Origin of the sequence: Ensifer adhaerens (genome assembly GCF_002940685.1) — a bacterium.
GTDB classification, from domain to species: Bacteria; Pseudomonadota; Alphaproteobacteria; order Rhizobiales; family Rhizobiaceae; genus Ensifer; species Ensifer adhaerens_E.
Genome location: NZ_PNFP01000004.1, coordinates 225,512 through 241,410, shown reverse-complemented (window position 1 = coordinate 241,410; position 15,899 = coordinate 225,512). Strand labels below are relative to the sequence as shown.

The window sequence follows — 15,899 nt, the reverse complement described above, 5'->3', positions numbered from 1 at the left end:
CTAGCCGTTCTGCTGCCTTGACCAAGGCTGATCAGCAGCGACGCGCGTTGCCGACCAGCCAGGGGGCAGATCGGCAATCTCGTCAAGGTCGGGGTGACGCTCGACGACCTCAGACATCGCGACCACCAGCACTTTCGCCATGTCGATCGGTGCGCCATCTGTAAACGCCCATGAATGATCGTCTTCATGATGCGTTGCGACGAGAACCGGGTGCCCCGCGACCACCGAGCGGCAGGTAACGCAGGCAACATCATGTGCTTGATCAAACTTCCAACGCATAGTCAGCCTTCCCCAATGTAAAAAAAGCCCGGCGCTTGCGGGCCGGGCTTCTCTATTTCTCGCCGTTTCTACCGGACTACTTCGCGTTCAACGCGACGGCGATCTCGCCGGCAAGCCGGGCATTGTTCTCGACCAGCGCGATGTTGGTCTCGAGGCTGCGGCCTTCGGTCATTTCGAAGAGGTTGCTAAGCAGATAGGGCGTGACCGCCTTGCCGGTGATCTCGTCGTTCTCGGCATTGTCGAGCGCGCGGGCGATATAGATTTCCATCTCTTCGCGCGGGATCTCGGCAGCTTCCGGAACCGGATTGGCAACCAGCATACCGCCTTCGACACCGAGCAGTTCGCGCATGGTCTGGAAGTTGGCGATCGCGGCCGGGCTGTTCAGCATCAGCGGGCTCTTGAGGCCGCTGTCGCGCGACCAGAAGGCCGGGAAGATCTCGCTGTCATAGGTGACGACGGGAACGCCGCGGGTTTCCAGGACTTCGAGCGTCTTCGGAATGTCGAGGATCGCCTTGGCGCCGGCGCAGACGACGATGACGCCGGTGCGGGCGAGTTCGTCGAGGTCGGCGGAGATGTCGAAGGAGAGCTCGGCGCCACGATGCACGCCGCCGATGCCGCCGGTCGCAAAGACGCGGATGCCGGCGCGGGCAGCCGCAATCATCGTCGCGGCAACCGTAGTCGCACCGGTGCGGCGCTCGGCGATCGCGAAGGCGAGATCGGCGCGCGAGACCTTCATCGCGCCCTGCGTCTTCGCCAGTTCTTCGAGCTTGGCGTCGTCAAGGCCGATGTGCAGAACACCATGGATGACGGCGATCGTCGCCGGCACAGCACCCTGTTCGCGGATGATCGCTTCGACGCTGCGGGCCATGTTCAGGTTGCCCGGATAGGGCATGCCATGGGTGATGATGGTCGATTCCAGCGCCACGATCGGTGCGCCACGCGCCTTGGCGGCTGCGACCTCGTCGGAATATTCCATCGGCAGGAAGGGGGAAGCGGGTTTGGTCATGGTCTTTCCTTGGGAGTTCTGCTGGCAAATGTCATGACAGCATTTGGGGCGCGGGCACAAGGGCCAGCGCCTGTTCGAGATTGGCCGCGGACATCTCTTCGGATGCGGCCAAGGGAGAACGCAACGTTAAACCGGCGGCTGCGATGCCGTGCCGCAGGCAATCGGCGATGTTGCGGCCGGCAAGGCGGGCGGAAAGGAAGCCGGAGGCGAGCGCGTCGCCGGCGCCGGTGACGTCGGCAAGTGCTGGCAGGGCCGGCGGCACGACGATGCAGGTGCTGTCGCCCTCGAACGCAACGACCGCCCGGCCGCCACGGGTCACGACGCCGCCGTTGATGCCGAGGCCTCTCAACAGTGACGGCCACTCTTCCGCCTCCGCGGCCTCCTTGCCGGTCAGCGCCCGCGCCTCGGATTCGTTCATGAACAGGAACGCGAGATGCGAGAGGCACGGCCGGTAACGAATGACCTTGGCGGGCGAAACGGCAATACCGGCGATGAGACGGCCGTTGCCGGTCGCCGACTGGGCAAGTGCGGCGATCGTTTCTTCCGGCAGATTGGCGTCTGTCAGCACAAGCCGGCTCGCGGCGATGACCTCGCGCAGCGCCCGCCGCTGCAACTGCCGTGGCGAAAACAGCCGGTAGAGGTCCATGTCGGCAAGCGCAATGACCAGATTGCCGTCGTTTTCGAGGATCGCGGTATAGCTCGGCGTCTGGCGGTCGAGAAAGGTGAGGGGACTGTCGATGACGCCGGCGGCCGCCGCTGCGGCGGTCACCATTTCGCCGGCCGCATCACCGCCGCGGGTGCTGATCATGCGCACGCTGTGGCCGAGACGCGCAAGGTTGCGTGCGGCATTGAAGCCCCCGCCGCCTGCCTCCTCGAACCAGCTTCCCGGATTGCTCGATCCGGGCGCTGTCGTTCCCGATATGCGGCCGCGCCTGTCGATATGCGCGCCGCCGAAAACGGCGATCTCAGCTTGCGTCATGGGTATTCCTCTGCTTGGCCCGACGGCCGAATTTTCTGTTGGCTCTTTGCCATTTCGAAACACCAATCCCAAGTGCCCGGCGTCGTCGATATCTCAGCAGCGGGCGAATCGATCGGGCCTTGTCCGGGCGGTTTGAAGGGAGAGAGCGCGCACGTGAGAACCTGTGGTTTCAATCCGTGAACAAGAATCGAACGAATTCAAGATAGCTATTGTTTTTCAATGCTTTGTCGCGCCCTTGCAAATACGGAACAAAACATGTACAAAAACTCCTGCGGCGGCTTCATTGCCTCGGTAGCTTCAATAACCTAAAGGTGGACCAAATGGCACAAAACTCTTTGCGGCTCGTAGAGGACAAATCGGTGGATAAAAGCAAGGCACTTGAAGCGGCACTCTCCCAGATCGAACGGTCGTTCGGCAAGGGATCGATCATGAAGCTCGGTGGGAAGGACAGCATCATCGAGATCGAGACGGTTTCGACCGGCTCTCTCAGCCTCGACATCGCGCTCGGCATTGGCGGCCTGCCGAAGGGCCGCATCATTGAAATTTACGGACCGGAAAGCTCGGGCAAGACGACGCTTGCGCTGCAGACTGTCGCCGAAGCACAGAAGAAGGGCGGCATCTGCGCCTTCGTCGACGCCGAACACGCGCTCGATCCGGTCTATGCCCGCAAGCTCGGCGTCGATCTCGAAAACCTCCTGATCTCGCAGCCGGACACCGGCGAGCAGGCGCTTGAGATCACCGACACGCTGGTGCGCTCCGGCGCGATCGACGTTCTCGTCGTCGACTCCGTTGCCGCACTCGTGCCGCGCGCCGAAATCGAAGGCGAAATGGGCGACAGCCTGCCGGGCATGCAGGCCCGCCTGATGAGCCAGGCGCTGCGCAAGCTGACCGCCTCGATCTCCAAGTCGAACTGCATGGTCATCTTCATCAACCAGATCCGCATGAAGATCGGCGTCATGTTCGGTTCGCCGGAAACCACCACCGGCGGCAACGCGCTGAAGTTCTACGCCTCGGTTCGCCTCGACATCCGCCGCATCGGCTCGGTCAAGGAGCGCGAAGAGGTCGTCGGCAACCAGACCCGCGTCAAGGTCGTCAAGAACAAGATGGCGCCTCCCTTCAAGCAGGTCGAATTCGACATCATGTATGGCGAAGGCGTGTCGAAGACCGGCGAACTGGTCGACCTCGGCGTCAAGGCCGGCATCGTCGAAAAGTCGGGCGCCTGGTTCTCCTATAACAGCCAGCGTCTCGGCCAGGGCCGCGAGAACGCCAAGACGTTCCTGCGCGACAATCCGGATCTCGCGCGCGAAATCGAGACGGCGCTGCGCCAGAACGCCGGCCTGATCGCCGACCGGTTCCTTGAGAATGGCGGTCCGGAAGCAGACGATGGTGACGAGCCGCCGGAAGCATAAGCCGTCCGGTCCACCGCGGTTACCAGAAAACCGGTCGTCCCATGGGCGGCCGGTTTTTTGCTGGCGTCTGGACAGTCGGATATGTGAGCGATAAAAGCCTTTGGTTCCGGCGACCCAGCGCGTTGGAGGGTGCGGTCGCCATCGGTGGCCGCAGGGTTTAGGGACAATGGCTTGGTGGCGCGGCGTGGGCCGGACCCGGGCCGGAATCGGTGCTTAAGAATAGGACGCAAGATGAGCGGCGTGAATGAAATCCGGTCGACCTTTCTCGACTATTTCCGCAGGAACGGTCACGAGGTCGTGTCGTCGAGCCCGTTGGTGCCGCGCAACGACCCGACATTGATGTTCACCAATGCCGGCATGGTGCAGTTCAAGAACGTCTTTACCGGCCTGGAGCAGCGCCCCTATTCGACGGCCGTGACGGCGCAGAAGTGCGTTCGCGCCGGCGGCAAGCACAACGACCTCGACAATGTCGGCTATACCGCGCGCCACCACACCTTCTTCGAGATGCTCGGCAACTTCTCCTTTGGCGATTACTTCAAGGAGAACGCCATCGAGCTCGCCTGGAACCTGATCACCAAGGAATACGGCCTCGACGCCAAGCGCCTGCTGGTCACGGTCTACCACACCGACGACGAGGCCTTCGATCTCTGGAAGAAAATTGCCGGCTTCTCCGACGACCGCATCATCCGCATCCCGACCAGCGACAACTTCTGGGCCATGGGCGATACCGGCCCCTGCGGTCCGTGCTCGGAAATCTTCTATGACCACGGCGACCACATTTGGGGCGGACCTCCGGGCTCGGCCGATGAGGACGGCGACCGCTTCATCGAGATCTGGAACCTCGTCTTCATGCAGTACGAGCAGATCACCAAGGAAGAGCGGGTCAACCTGCCGCGTCCGTCGATCGACACCGGCATGGGCCTCGAGCGCCTGGCAGCCGTGCTGCAGGGCGAACACGACAACTACGACATCGACCTGTTCCGCGCGCTGATCGCCGCTTCGGAAGAGGCAACCGGCATCAAAGCCGAAGGCGACCGTCGCGCCAGCCACCGCGTCATTGCCGACCACCTGCGCTCGTCCGCCTTCCTGATCGCCGACGGCGTTCTGCCGTCGAACGAAGGCCGCGGCTACGTGCTTCGCCGCATCATGCGCCGCGCCATGCGCCACGCGCAGCTGCTCGGCGCCCAGGATCCGTTGATGTGGAAGCTGCTGCCGGCACTCGTCGGCCAGATGGGCCGCGCCTATCCGGAACTGGTGCGCGCCGAAGCGCTGATCTCCGAGACGCTGAAGCTTGAGGAAACCCGCTTCCGCAAGACGCTCGAGCGCGGCCTCAACCTGCTCTCGGACGCCTCGGCCGATCTCACCGAAGGCGACCAGTTCAACGGCGAGACCGCCTTCAAGCTCTACGACACCTACGGCTTCCCGCTCGACCTGACCCAGGACGCGCTGCGCGCCAAGGGCATCACCGTCGATACCGACGCCTTCACGGCCGCGATGGAGCGCCAGAAGGCCGAAGCGCGCGCCAACTGGGCCGGTTCCGGCGAGGCTGCGACCGAGACGATCTGGTTCGAGCTCAAGGAAAAGCACGGCGCCACCGATTTCCTCGGCTATGACACCGAGACCGCCGAAGGCGTGATCCAGGCGATCGTGCGCGACGGCGCCGTCGTAGCAAGCGCCGCCAAGGGTGAGACCGTCCAGTTGGTGCTCAACCAGACGCCGTTCTACGGCGAATCTGGCGGCCAGATGGGCGACACCGGCACGATCACGACAGAAGGCGGCAAGCTTGTTGTCACCGACACGCAGAAGCGCGGCGAGGGGCTCTTCGTGCACTTCGCGACCGTTGCCGAAGGTACGGTCAAGACCGGCGACGCCGCCCAGCTCGACGTCGACCATGCCCGCCGCTCGCGTCTTCGCGCCAATCACTCGGCAACGCACCTCCTGCACGAGGCGCTACGCGAAGTGCTCGGCACCCATGTGGCCCAGAAGGGCTCGCTTGTGGCGCCGGAACGCCTGCGCTTCGACGTCTCCCATCCGAAGCCGATGACGGCCGACGAGCTGAAGATCGTCGAGGAGATGGCCAACGAGATCATCGTGCAGAACACGCCGGTGACCACCCGTCTGATGAGCGTCGATGATGCCATTGCCGAAGGTGCGATGGCGCTCTTCGGCGAGAAGTACGGCGACGAGGTGCGCGTCGTCTCCATGGGCCGCGGCATCCACGGCTCCAAGGCCAACCGCGCCTACTCCGTCGAACTCTGCGGCGGCACCCATGTGTCGGCCACCGGTGACATCGGTCTCGTGCGCGTCGTCTCCGAAAGCGCCGTCGGCGCCGGCGTTCGCCGTATCGAGGCGCTGACCGGCGAAGCTGCGCGCGCCTACTTGAACGAGCAGGACGAGCGCGTGAAGACGCTTGCCAACACGCTGAAGGTCCAGCCGGGCGACGTGCTCGGCCGTGTCGAAGCGCTGCTCGACGAGCGCCGCAAGCTTGAGCGCGAACTGACGGAAGCCAAGAAGAAGCTGGCGCTCGGCGGTGGCGGCGAGGCGGGTTCCGCCGACGCAGCCCGCGATATCGCCGGCGTCCGCTTCCTCGGCAAGGTCGTCTCGGGCGTCGAGCCCAAGGACCTGAAGAGCCTTGCCGATGACGGCAAGAAGAGCCTCGGCTCGGGCGTCGTCGCCTTCGTCGGCGTTTCCGGCGACGGCAAGGCCAGCGCGGTCGTCGCCGTGACCGACGACCTGACCTCGAAGCTCAGCGCCGTCGATCTCGTCCGCATCGCATCTGCTGCGCTTGGCGGCAAGGGCGGCGGTGGCCGTCCCGACATGGCCCAGGCCGGCGGCCCGGATGGCGACAAGGCAGCCGAAGCGATCGAGGCCGTGGCCGTCGCACTCGCCGGCTGATTGCCACCCACAGCAGAATAGGAAAGGGGCGCCCGTTGCGGCGCCCTTTTTGTTTGCATCGGCACCCAGCTTCGCGGTCGCGGTCCCGCGAGCCAACCCGAGCCGTACGCGTCATGGCGGCCGGGGTCACCAGCGCGCGCGAACGGAGCCTCCTCGCCTTGGACGTTCAAACCGAAATGTGATTGCTCACCAGGATGCCGCCTGCCAGCCGATGAACCATGAGCATCGGCGGGTCGTTGACCGGCGGGGCGGCGGCCGTTCCGAACCACAATGGATTGGCGGGACAAATGGAGCCGCAGACATGCGCAGGAATGCCGACGAGCATTCCAGCCATCGGCCGGTGGACATGGCCGGACGAAAGCGCGAGCGGCGGACGCGCATGGTCTGCAAGCAGCCGGCCGAGTTCCTGAGCTCCCTGGCATATGGCCGCATCGATCGGCGGAATGCCGCTGGCAACGACATGATGATGCAGGAACACCAGGGAAGCATCGGTGCCTGGTTCATCCAACGCTTCCTTCAGCCAGGGCAGGTGGTTGGTGACATCGCCTGTGGGCGAACCGGCTATGCTGGCGTCGATGCCGATCAGGCGGAGCCCATTGATCCGCGTGGTAAAATGCGCTGCGCCGCGAAGCCCTTCGACACGATGGCTGCCGCCAAAGAAGGATCGCACCAGAGTTCGGTCATCCGAATTTCCCGGGAGTACCAAGACCGGATAGGCTATTTTATCCAGGCGCTCGGCGATTGCCGCGTAGGTTTCCTCTGATCCTTCGTCGATCAGATCGCCGGAGACCACCAGCGCATCCGGTGCGAGGACATCGAGCCAGAAAAGGGCGCGATCGAGGCGCTGAAGGTTGTCGTTGTCCACGCCTGCGTGAATGTCCGAGATCTGCGCGATGAGCACGGTTTTTCCCCCTTGATATCGAGCGTGGCGCGATAGGATCGGATATCGGCCAGATCGGTCAAGAGCAATCTTGGGTTGCGCGTTGCGCGACTTCCAAATCGGAGAGCTGTCCAAGGGCACCGTTGCGGGACGCGCAGGAGGGCGGAGCGACGCCTGGTTCTGTGGTCATATATCGCTGTCGGCAAGCACAAATCTCTGTCGGAGCACGCGCGCAACTCCGCAGGATTTGTCAAATTGATCTATGGTCTACCGATCCGTGAGCAAAGCACGAAAGGTTGGACATGGAAGAGCGGGTAGCGTGGGCGACCTATGAACGGCGCCTGCACCGGGTCAGCGACTACATCTACGGCCATCTCGACGGCGATCTCGACCTCGATCGTCTCTCGGAGATTGCCTGTCTGTCGCCGCACCACTGGCACCGGATCTACCGGGCCGTCCACGGCGAGACCCTGGCCGGGACGGTGAAGCGACTGCGGCTGCAGCGGGCCGCGGCCGATCTCGCACAGACCGATCTTCCAGTCGAAACGATCGCGCAGCGCTCTGGCTACCCCAATCTGCAATCCTTCAACCGCACCTTCAAGGCCGCCTACGGGCTGCCGCCGGCGCGTTACCGGAAGGAGGGGAGCCATGTGGCCTTTGAAACCGCCTCAACGGAAGGAATCCCAGACATGTACGAAGTTACCCTCAAGGACATCAAGGCCTTCGACCTCGTCGGCGTCGGTCATAGCGGCTCCTACATGGAGATCGGACGAGCGTTCGAGACGCTCTACGGCACCCTTTTTTCTCGGCAATTGTTCCGGCCGGACATGGAGATGATCGGCATCTACCTCGACGATCCGGAACTGGTGCCGACCGACAAGCTGCGCTCGTTTGCCTGCGTCAGCACGAGCGAACCCATGCCGACGGATGCTCCCTTGACGCCGCAGCATCTCGATGGCGGCCGTTACGCGGTGCTGCGCCACAAGGGCCCCTACGCGGATATGCCGAAGGCCTATCAATGGCTCTACGGCACCTGGCTGCCGCAATCCGGCCGCGAGATCCGCGACAGCCTGATGTTCGAGAAGTATCTCAACAATCCCCGCGAGGTTCCGCCGACGGAACTCCTGAGCGAGATCTACCTGCCATTGAAGTGACGGGCATGCGGCCGCCGGTCCGGAATTGACGAATCGGCGGCCGATCGGCACCTTTGGTTCGGCGTGGCCTGCGCCGAACCTCCAAAGATCGTCCCCAGCACGGTCCTTCACGGAGGCAAAGGGACTTCAGTCTCGGGCCGCAATCTCGGTCCCACCGTTTCGGGTCCGGTTGCTGGGGAACTTGCCCGAGACGCGAAAGGCCCTGTCATGACTGAAAACCGAAACTTCAAACGCCGCGTGCGTGCCCGTGCCGCCAAGACCGGCGAATCCTATACGACGGCACGCATGCATCTTCGCCACGCTTCGGCGGAAGAGGCGCCTCCACAACCAAGATCGCTGCGCCTGGCCGTAGCGCAATCCAGCTACTTCGACGATCCCAGGGACGCAGCGGAACTTCGCCTTGCCGGCGAAGGAGTCCGCCACCTGATGCGGGCGGCGCATCGGGCAGGGGCGCGCGTGCTGCATCTGCCCGAGGGCGCGACATGCTTTCCGAACAAGCGCATCATGTCTGCGATCGGTCCCCGCGAAATTGGCCCTTCCGATTGGCGGCGCTTCGAGTGGGCGGTTCTGCGCGAGGAGCTCGATGCCACACGGACGCTGGCGCGAGAGCTCGGTCTATGGACGGTCCTCGGTTCCGTACACCCGTTGACCGAACCTCATCGACCGCACAACAGCCTCTATGTGATCTCGGACAAGGGAACGGTTGCGACGCGCTACGACGAACGCATGCTGTCGAACACGAAGATCTCGTACATGTATACGCCCGGCTCCATTCCGGTGACCTTCGAGGTCGATGGCGTGCGCTTCGGCTGCGCGCTCGGCCTCGAGTGCCACTTTCCCGAGCTTTTCATCGAATACGAGCGGTTGAACGTCGATTGCGTGTTGTTCTCGACCAGCGGTGGTCCCTTGCCGATCGACCTTGCCTTTGCCGCCGAGGTGCAGGGGCATGCATCGACCAACCGGTACTGGGCGAGTTTTGCCGCCCTTTCGCGGCCGGGCCTTGCGGCCCCGTCGGGCATCGTTGCTCCCGACGGCCAATGGGCGGCGCGATGCACCGGAGATGGACCTGCGATTGTCGTTTCGGATATCGGCAGAGACCTTGGCGATCCGGCCCGCCCGTGGCGTCGACAGGCGCGCGGCGGGATCTACGATCCGTATCGGGTGGACGACGACCCGAGAAGCAATGGCCGCGACATGTTCTAATGGACGTTCCTGCGGTCGGCGCGACGACGCCTAGCGTGGGCTGGGTTGCGTCAAGGCCTGCCGCAGGGCCGACGCCATGCGCGCAGAATCGCCCCAGGTCGAAAGCCAGATCAGCGTATTGGTGGCAAGGGAAATGGCGGCACGGAGCGCTTTGGCGAACCTGTCTTCACCCGAGAGCTGCGCCTCGGCGTGATCAAGATGAGCCAGTTCCTCCTCGCGGATCGACAGGATGAGGGCATGCAGCTCCGGATCCTTGTCGGCGAGGAAATGCAACTGATCGTCAAGATGGCGATGCACGGCGGCTTCCACGGCTGCCGTGCATGCCCAGATGGCGCGGCGACCGGAGAGAGCCGTTACGAAGCCGAGAAGCCAGCCGCCCAAGCTCCAGAATTGCATGATGCGGCAGGGGCGCGATTTTCGCGCCGGCATGGCCGCGCGGAACAGCGCGCAATGCTCGATCTCGTGGCCGAGCATTTCCGAGAGCATCGGCACGCAATCCTTATAGAGCCAGCGTGCGACCGCGATCTGGGCTCCATAAATACGGATCGCGCCGAATTCCCCGGCGTGATTGACCCTGACGATGCGAGCGATCGTCAGGGCGTTGCGCGGGGAAATCGGCGCGATCATTTTTTCAGGCTCTGTCGAGCCTATCAGGCAGCCATGGCCTTCTGCAGGTTCTCGTCGATCTTGTCGAGGAAGCCGGTGGTCGAGAGCCACGGCTGATCGGGACCGATGAGGAGCGCCAGGTCCTTGGTCATGAAGCCGGCTTCGACGGTGTCGACGCAGACCTTCTCGAGGGTTTCGGAGAACTTTGCCAGTTCGGCGTTGCCGTCGAGCTTGGCGCGGTGGGCAAGGCCACGCGTCCAGGCGAAGATCGAGGCGATCGAGTTGGTCGAGGTTTCCTCGCCCTTCTGGTGCTGGCGGTAGTGGCGGGTGACCGTGCCGTGCGCGGCTTCGGCTTCAACCGTCTTACCATCCGGCGTCATCAGAACCGAGGTCATCAGGCCGAGCGAGCCGAAGCCCTGGGCCACGATGTCCGACTGCACGTCGCCGTCGTAGTTCTTGCACGCCCAGACGTAGCCGCCGGACCACTTCAGAGCCGAAGCGACCATGTCGTCGATCAGGCGGTGTTCGTACCAGATCTTCAGTTCCTTGAACTTGTCGGCGAACTCGGCGTCGAAGACCTGCTGGAAGATGTCCTTGAAGCGGCCGTCATAGACCTTGAGGATGGTGTTCTTGGTCGACAGGTAGACCGGAACCTTGCGCTGGATGCCGTAGTTGAACGACGCGCGAGCGAATTCGGTGATCGAATCGTCGAGGTTGTACATGCCCATGGCAACGCCGGCCGACGGTGCGTCGAAGACGTCGTATTCGATTTCCTTGCCGTCTTCGCCGACGAACTTCATCGTCAGCTTGCCCTTGCCCGGGAACTTGAAGTCGGTGGCGCGGTACTGGTCGCCGAAGGCGTGACGGCCGACGATGATCGGCTTGGTCCAGCCCGGAACCAGGCGCGGGACGTTCTTGCAGATGATCGGCTCGCGGAAGATGACGCCGCCGAGGATGTTGCGGATCGTGCCGTTCGGCGACTTCCACATCTTCTTCAGTTTGAACTCCTCGACGCGGGCTTCGTCCGGCGTGATGGTGGCGCACTTGACGCCGACGCCGTGCTTCTTGATGGCGTTGGCGGCGTCGATCGTCACCTGGTCTTCGGTGGCATCGCGGTTTTCGACGCTGAGGTCGTAATATTCCAGATCGACGTCGAGGTAGGGATGGATCAGCTTGTCCTTGATGAACTGCCAGATGATGCGGGTCATCTCATCGCCGTCGAGTTCGACGACCGGATTGGCGACCTTGATCTTTGCCATGAATATGCCTCGTAGCTTATGCGGGACAGCGGGAGCGATGTCCCTTCCTCTCTGAAAAATCCTGTGCCCTATAGCACTCAGAACCGACAAGGCAAAGCATGCTTGGCTGAAACTTTGGACGGAGGTTGAGACGGGCGCCGAGCGCGGCTTTGCCACGGCTTTTCAAGGGTGGCTTTCATCCCGCAGGCCTTGAAAAGATCGATCCTGTCGTTATGCAGGAAGAACCGGCGAAAGCGGCGCGCATCAGCAGGCGACCGCGGGACAGGCAAAGGCGACCGATGGCACTTCGTTCCCGCATGCGCGATTGGCTTCTTGCCAACGATCCGGCCTTCTCCCGCCTGCGGCAGGCCTCGCGCATCACCGCGACGATCGTTGTCTCCATCCTGTTGCTGATGGCGTTTCATTACCTCGTCGCACCGTTGCCGCCGGCGGCCTTCGGCCTTGCCGCGTCGCTGTCGATCGAAGGAGGCCTCGCGGTGCGCGATCGCACTGTTGCTGGCCAGCGGCTGACGCGCATCATCGCCGTGCTCGTCGGTGTTTCCATGGTCGGGCTCGCCTCGGTGCTCGAGAATCACCGCTACGTCTCCGACGTCGTCTCCCTGTTGATCATCTTCCTCGCGGTCTATGGCCGCGCCTTCGGGCCTCGCGGTTTTGCCGTCGGCATGTTCGCCTTCATGTCCTATTTCACCGGCGCCTATCTGAGACCGACACTCGACCAGTTGCCGGCGCTGTTCTTCGGGGCGGCCGTGTCCGCCACGGTCGCGCATCTCGTTCGCACGCGCCTGCTGCCGGATGACCGCTACCAGGATCTCCTGCGCGCGACGGCGAGCGTGCAGCGCCGCGTCGACCAGATGCTGCTGCAACTGGCAGAGATCGCCCGCAAGCCGGTTCTTTCCGAAGTCGACCGGCGCCGGCTGCACACGGCGGAAGAGCGGCTGAAGGAAGCGGTGCTGATGGCGGAAAGCTTCATTCCGACCGAAAACCGGCGGCCGGAACCGGAGCCGGGCCTTGCCTCCGCCGATGTCGTCGTCAATCTCTTCGATCTGCATCTGGCGGCCGAAAGCGTGATCGTGGTGAGTTTCCAGTCGATGCCGCCGCCGGCGCTGGTGGAGGCGATGGTGGCCCGCGACGGCGGGCGGATCGACGAGGAGATCGCGCGGCTCGGCGATCCGGCACCAAGGCGACAGGAAACGGTGACGGCGCTGCTGTGGCTGCGCAACGTCCGGCAAAGGCTCGCCCGAAGCCTTGCAAAGCTGACGCCGGCCGATCTGGAAGAGCCGCCCCTGCACTTGAGCGGCGTTGCCGCCCGCTGGAGGCCGTCGCTGAACGATCCGGCCTTGAAGGCGGCGATCCAGATCACGCTCGCTTCTGGTATCGCCATGGTGTTCGGGCTGATGCTGTCGCGCGAGCGCTGGTTCTGGGCCGTGCTTGCGGCGTTTCTCGTCTTCACCAATACGCGCTCGCGCGGCGATACGGCGGTCAAGGCGCTGCAGCGCTCGGCCGGCACACTCTTTGGCATTGTGGTCGGCATCATTGTCGGTACGCTGGTAGCCGGCAATATCTACCTGGTGCTGCCGCTCAGCGCGCTTTGCGTCTTTCTCGCCTTCTATTTCCTCGCCGTCTCCTATGCGACGATGACCTTCTTCATCTCCGTCGTTCTGTCGCTGGTCTATAGCCTGATGGGCGTGCTGAGCCCGCATCTGCTGCAACTGCGCCTGGAGGAAACGATGATCGGCTCGATCGCCGGCGCTGCGGTTGCCTTCGTCGTTTTCCCGACACGGACCCGCACGACGCTCGATGCCGCTGTCGCGACTTGGTGCGACGAACTCATCGGCCTGTTGCAGGCCGCGCGGGACGGCACGTCCGGAATGGGTCTCGTTGCCCGCTCCCAGGCGCTCGACCGAGCCTATCGCGAGCTCGCGGCGGCGGCAAAGCCGCTCGGGCTTCCGTGGCAACTGGTGACGCGTCCGGGCCATGTGCGTCAGGCGCTGGCGATCTTCATGGCCTGCACCTATTGGGCCCGGGTCTTCGCGCGGCGGGTCAACACGGAAGCGGAGCCGGAAGGATCCGATTTCAAGGGCGACATCGACATCAATCTCGCGCTCGTGCAGTCGGTGCGCGAGAAGGCTTCGGCCTATTTCTATGAGGTCGGCCGGATCGGCGCGCCGGTCGATCGCCATCTGCCGATCTCGAAGGACGATGCGGAGCTGGGTCTGGAGATGATCGGCGTCTCTCTCAACCGGCTTCATTTGTAGCGGACTTTAATTTCTGCGCCATTTGTGCAAGGGAAGCGCCGAACGAAAGGCGAAGGCTACGGAAATGGCAGGTACGAACAGCGAGCGCGAACTTCTGGCGGAAGGACCGGCGATTATTCTCGCCTATCCGCAGCTCGGCGAAAACATCGGCATGGTCGCCCGCGCAATGGCGAATTTCGGCCTGGCGGAGCTTCGGCTCGTCAATCCGCGCGACGGCTGGCCGAGCGAAAAGGCGCGCTCTGCCGCAAGCCGCGCCGACCACGTGATCGACACCGCCAAGCTCTATGGTTCGGTCGAGGAGGCGATCGCCGACCTCAACTTCGTCTATGCGACGACGGCACGCGACCGCGACGGCTACAAGCCGGTGCGCTCGCCGATCGTTGCGGCGCGCACGCTGCGCCAGCGCTTCCAGGGCGGCGAAAAGACCGGCATCCTCTTCGGGCGCGAGCGCACGGGCCTGACCAACGAGGAAGTGGCGCTCGCTGACGAGATCGTGACCTTTCCGGTCAATCCGGCCTTCGCCTCGCTCAATCTCGCGCAGGCCGTGCTTCTGATGTCCTATGAGTGGCTGAAGACCGGCATGGAATCGGAGGACCAGACCTCGTTCCAGGCGATCGAGCAGCGGCCGGCGACCAAGGAGCATCTGCAGGGCCTCTTCGAACATGTCGAGGAGGCGCTCGACGCGCGCAACTATTTCCGCTCCGCCGACAAAAAGCCGAAATTGATCGAGAACCTGCGCGCGGTTCTGACCAGACCGTCCTTTACCGAATCCGAAATCCAGGTGCTGCGCGGCGTCATTTCTTCGCTCGACCGGTTCACGCGGGAAAACCCGCGGGGCTCCGGCGCTCCAAGCGAGCACAGCAGGGGTGAACACAGCAGGAAAGCGCGAGACAAAGGTGACAGCGAGTGAACTGAAACCCATCCTCGTCTTCGACAGCGGCATCGGCGGCCTGACCGTGCTGCGCGAGGCGAGGGTGCTGATGCCCGAGCGGCACTTCATCTATGTCGCCGACGATGCCGGCTTTCCCTATGGCGGCTGGGAAGAGGCGGCGCTGAAAGAGCGGGTCATCGAACTCTTCGGCAAGCTGCTTGCCGAGCACGATCCGGAAATCTGTGTGATCGCCTGCAACACCGCCTTCACGCTCGTCGGCGCCGATCTGCGCGCGGCCTATCCTCAGATGACCTTCGTCGGCACGGTGCCGGCGATCAAGCCGGCGGCCGAGCGCACGCGCTCCGGGCTCGTTTCCGTGCTGGCGACGCCGGGTACCGTCAAGCGTGCCTATACGCGCGATCTCATCCAGTCCTTTGCCAGCCAATGCCATGTGCGGCTCGTCGGCTCGGAGAACCTGGCCAAGATGGCGGAGGCCTATATCCGCGGCGAAAAGCTCGACGACGAGACCGTGCTTGCCGAAATCGCCCCATGCTTCGTCGAGTTGGACGGCCGTAAGACCGACATCGTCGTGCTTGCCTGCACGCATTATCCCTTCATGGCCAATCTCTTCCGCAGGCTTGCGCCATGGCCGGTCGACTGGCTCGACCCGGCCGAGGCGATTGCCCGGCGTGCACGCTCGCTGGTGCCGCAGCCGAACGGCTTTGCGCCGTTCAACGGCCACGATCCGGCGATCTTCACCTCGGGCAAACCGGACTTCGCCACGAGACGACTGATGCAGGGGTTCGGACTGACGGTGACGGCAAATGCAGCCGTTGCCGAGCGGGCAGGGCAGGTCGAGATAGCCGACTAGGTCAGGATCGCCAGCAGTATGGCGATCAGGGAGACCAAGGCGCACGCCAGCAGGAAGTTCTTGCGGCCCGTATTTTCAGCTTGCGCCTTCGAGATGACGGGTTGGCCTTGCTCGTAGGCGTCACGCATCCGTTGATCGAGATTGTTCATCTCGAAGTGGCGTTCCGTTTCGTTCTGCTGCATCGGTCCCCCACGCAATCCTCAGCGTCTGTCACCCTATATGGGGACAGGTT

14 protein-coding genes are annotated in these 15,899 nt (G+C 63.6%); 7 read left to right on the top strand and 7 right to left on the bottom strand.

Annotation, left to right across the window (positions count from 1 at the left end):
* From C1A35_RS09760 to C1A35_RS09750, 3 genes are all read right to left on the bottom strand, one after another.
* Entirely contained in the window at positions 1-279 is a 279-nt protein-coding gene (locus C1A35_RS09760; RefSeq protein ID WP_104664126.1) for a hypothetical protein, read from the bottom strand.
* A gap of 76 nt (positions 280-355) precedes the next feature.
* Positions 356-1,285 carry a pseudouridine-5'-phosphate glycosidase gene (locus C1A35_RS09755; protein ID WP_104664125.1) on the bottom strand — a complete coding sequence of 310 codons (930 nt, stop codon included), beginning with the start codon at positions 1,283-1,285 and terminating at the stop codon, positions 356-358.
* A 31-nt stretch (positions 1,286-1,316) separates the two neighbouring features.
* Positions 1,317-2,264 carry a carbohydrate kinase family protein gene (locus C1A35_RS09750; RefSeq protein WP_104664124.1) on the bottom strand — a complete coding sequence of 316 codons (948 nt, stop codon included), beginning with the start codon at positions 2,262-2,264 and terminating at the stop codon, positions 1,317-1,319.
* A 320-nt stretch (positions 2,265-2,584) separates the two neighbouring features.
* Between C1A35_RS09750 and recA the strand changes: the two genes are divergently transcribed.
* A complete protein-coding gene (gene recA, locus C1A35_RS09745) occupies positions 2,585-3,673 on the top strand; it encodes a recombinase RecA (protein ID WP_104664123.1) in 1,089 nt (362 codons plus the stop codon).
* A gap of 231 nt (positions 3,674-3,904) precedes the next feature.
* The gene (gene alaS / locus C1A35_RS09740; protein WP_104664122.1) at positions 3,905-6,568 is read left to right on the top strand and encodes an alanine--tRNA ligase; all 2,664 of its coding nucleotides are present in this window, start codon (positions 3,905-3,907) and stop codon (positions 6,566-6,568) included.
* 166 nt (positions 6,569-6,734) lie between these two features.
* Here the strand turns inward: alaS and C1A35_RS09735 are convergent, their stop codons facing one another.
* Positions 6,735-7,469 carry a metallophosphoesterase gene (locus C1A35_RS09735; protein ID WP_104664121.1) on the bottom strand — a complete coding sequence of 245 codons (735 nt, stop codon included), beginning with the start codon at positions 7,467-7,469 and terminating at the stop codon, positions 6,735-6,737.
* Positions 7,470-7,750: 281 nt separating this feature from the next.
* Here C1A35_RS09735 and C1A35_RS09730 point away from each other — a divergent pair, with 281 nt between their 5' ends.
* Both C1A35_RS09730 and C1A35_RS09725 read left to right on the top strand, forming a co-directional pair.
* Entirely contained in the window at positions 7,751-8,602 is an 852-nt protein-coding gene (locus C1A35_RS09730) for an AraC family transcriptional regulator (RefSeq protein ID WP_104664120.1), read from the top strand.
* A gap of 207 nt (positions 8,603-8,809) precedes the next feature.
* Positions 8,810-9,805 carry a carbon-nitrogen hydrolase family protein gene (locus C1A35_RS09725; RefSeq protein WP_104664119.1) on the top strand — a complete coding sequence of 332 codons (996 nt, stop codon included), beginning with the start codon at positions 8,810-8,812 and terminating at the stop codon, positions 9,803-9,805.
* A 30-nt stretch (positions 9,806-9,835) separates the two neighbouring features.
* Here C1A35_RS09725 and C1A35_RS09720 read toward each other — a convergent pair whose 3' ends face one another.
* Positions 9,836-10,432 carry a demethoxyubiquinone hydroxylase family protein gene (locus tag C1A35_RS09720; protein ID WP_104664118.1) on the bottom strand — a complete coding sequence of 199 codons (597 nt, stop codon included), beginning with the start codon at positions 10,430-10,432 and terminating at the stop codon, positions 9,836-9,838.
* A 23-nt stretch (positions 10,433-10,455) separates the two neighbouring features.
* A complete protein-coding gene (locus tag C1A35_RS09715; protein ID WP_043614565.1) occupies positions 10,456-11,670 on the bottom strand; it encodes an NADP-dependent isocitrate dehydrogenase in 1,215 nt (404 codons plus the stop codon).
* Between the two features lie 278 nt (positions 11,671-11,948).
* Here C1A35_RS09715 and C1A35_RS09710 point away from each other — a divergent pair, with 278 nt between their 5' ends.
* The 3 genes from C1A35_RS09710 (at position 11,949) to murI (ending at position 15,667) form a co-directional block, all read left to right on the top strand.
* Entirely contained in the window at positions 11,949-13,925 is a 1,977-nt protein-coding gene (locus tag C1A35_RS09710) for an FUSC family protein (RefSeq protein ID WP_104664117.1), read from the top strand.
* A 64-nt stretch (positions 13,926-13,989) separates the two neighbouring features.
* Positions 13,990-14,835 (top strand): RNA methyltransferase, encoded by an 846-nt coding sequence (locus C1A35_RS09705; RefSeq protein WP_104664116.1) that lies wholly within the window; start codon positions 13,990-13,992, stop codon positions 14,833-14,835.
* Positions 14,822-15,667 carry a glutamate racemase gene (gene murI / locus C1A35_RS09700; protein WP_104664115.1) on the top strand — a complete coding sequence of 282 codons (846 nt, stop codon included), beginning with the start codon at positions 14,822-14,824 and terminating at the stop codon, positions 15,665-15,667. Before C1A35_RS09705 ends, murI begins: the two co-directional genes overlap by 14 nt.
* Here murI and C1A35_RS09695 read toward each other — a convergent pair.
* Entirely contained in the window at positions 15,664-15,849 is a 186-nt protein-coding gene (locus C1A35_RS09695; protein WP_104664114.1) for a hypothetical protein, read from the bottom strand. The two genes, murI and C1A35_RS09695, sit on opposite strands and share 4 nt — an antisense overlap.
* Positions 15,850-15,899 lie beyond the last annotated feature (50 nt).

Coding starts and splice junctions, on each gene's coding strand:
- C1A35_RS09760 (WP_104664126.1), bottom strand. CDS start 279: ATGCGTTGGAAGTTTGATCAAGCACATGATGTTGCCTGCGTTACCTGC.
- C1A35_RS09755 (WP_104664125.1), bottom strand. CDS start 1,285: ATGACCAAACCCGCTTCCCCCTTCCTGCCGATGGAATATTCCGACGAG.
- C1A35_RS09750 (WP_104664124.1), bottom strand. CDS start 2,264: ATGACGCAAGCTGAGATCGCCGTTTTCGGCGGCGCGCATATCGACAGG.
- recA (WP_104664123.1), top strand. CDS start 2,585: ATGGCACAAAACTCTTTGCGGCTCGTAGAGGACAAATCGGTGGATAAA.
- alaS (WP_104664122.1), top strand. CDS start 3,905: ATGAGCGGCGTGAATGAAATCCGGTCGACCTTTCTCGACTATTTCCGC.
- C1A35_RS09730 (WP_104664120.1), top strand. CDS start 7,751: ATGGAAGAGCGGGTAGCGTGGGCGACCTATGAACGGCGCCTGCACCGG.
- C1A35_RS09725 (WP_104664119.1), top strand. CDS start 8,810: ATGACTGAAAACCGAAACTTCAAACGCCGCGTGCGTGCCCGTGCCGCC.
- C1A35_RS09720 (WP_104664118.1), bottom strand. CDS start 10,432: ATGATCGCGCCGATTTCCCCGCGCAACGCCCTGACGATCGCTCGCATC.
- C1A35_RS09715 (WP_043614565.1), bottom strand. CDS start 11,670: ATGGCAAAGATCAAGGTCGCCAATCCGGTCGTCGAACTCGACGGCGAT.
- C1A35_RS09710 (WP_104664117.1), top strand. CDS start 11,949: ATGGCACTTCGTTCCCGCATGCGCGATTGGCTTCTTGCCAACGATCCG.
- C1A35_RS09705 (WP_104664116.1), top strand. CDS start 13,990: ATGGCAGGTACGAACAGCGAGCGCGAACTTCTGGCGGAAGGACCGGCG.
- C1A35_RS09695 (WP_104664114.1), bottom strand. CDS start 15,849: ATGCAGCAGAACGAAACGGAACGCCACTTCGAGATGAACAATCTCGAT.